The organism is Blastocatellia bacterium, assembly GCA_035275065.1.
In the GTDB taxonomy this organism is placed as follows: Bacteria; Acidobacteriota; Blastocatellia; order UBA7656; family UBA7656; genus DATENM01.
Genome location: DATENM010000030.1, coordinates 1 through 1,050, shown reverse-complemented (window position 1 = coordinate 1,050; position 1,050 = coordinate 1). Strand labels below are relative to the sequence as shown.

Sequence of the window (1,050 nt, the reverse complement as noted above, 5' to 3'; positions counted from 1 at the left end):
GGAGGTGGTGCGGCCTGAGCGTAGCCTTGCCCACAGTCCCCTGTTCCAGGTGCTCTTTGATTGGCAACAGAATGTCGGCGGAGGGAGGCTGTCGCTACCGGGCATTGAGCTGGAGCCGCTGAGGTCAGAGGCACCCGTGGTTGCAAAGTTCGACCTGACGCTGGCGCTGTGGGATGCCGGTGAACAGATCGTGGGCGGGCTGGAGTATGTGGCATCGCTGTTCGAGCGCGAAACGGTGGAGCGGTATGTCAGATACTTTTGCGTGCTCCTTGAAAGTATGGTCAGCGACAGCACAGAAGTGATAGATCGGCTGCCGATGCTGCCGGAAGGAGAGCGGCAGCAGGTTGTTGAGGAGTGGAACGCGACGGAAGCCGATTACCCGAAAGACCTCTGCCTGCACGAGCTGTTTGAGCAACAGGTCGAACAGACCCCAGAAGCCGTCGCAGTCATCTGCCATGACGCCCGCCTCTCTTATCGCGAGTTGAACCGGCGGGCCAACCAGCTGGCGCACTACCTGCGCCGGCTCGGTGTCGGCCCCGATGCCCGCGTCGCCATCTGCGCCGACCGCGGCCTCCAGATGCTCGTCGCCGTCCTCGCCGTCTTCAAAGCCGGCGCTGCTTACGTGCCCCTCGACCCCCAGTACCCTGCTGAGCGCCTGCGCTACATGCTCGAAGATAGCGCCCCGGCCGTGCTGCTGACACAGGGGCGCTGGCGCGCCCTGCTGCCGCCACTCGATGAGCGCGTGGCGGTCATTGATCTCGACGCGCCGGTCCCGGCCTGGCCGCCACTGCCCAGCTCGAATCCGACCCCGGATGGCGTCGGCAGCCGCCGCCTGGCCTATATCATTTACACCTCGGGGTCGACGGGCCAGCCCAAAGGCGTGATGGTCGAGCAGCGCGGCATGATCAATCTACACCAGCTCGATGGTCGTGCTCGACGTGCGCACCGGAAAACGGCAGTGGCATTATCAGCTGGTGCCGCACGACACGCATGACTGGGACGCCACGCAAGCCAGCCCGCTCTTTACGACGAAGGTCAATGGCAAGACGC

The 1,050-nt window shown here is 64.3% G+C and carries 1 protein-coding gene; it reads left to right on the top strand.

Going from position 1 to position 1,050, the window contains the following annotated elements; translation table 11 throughout:
• The first annotated feature begins 4 nt into the window (after positions 1–4).
• Positions 5–994, top strand: a complete 990-nt coding sequence (locus tag VJ464_05770; protein ID HKQ04618.1) for an AMP-binding protein — start codon at positions 5–7, stop codon at positions 992–994.
• The last annotated feature ends 56 nt before the right edge of the window (positions 995–1,050 follow it).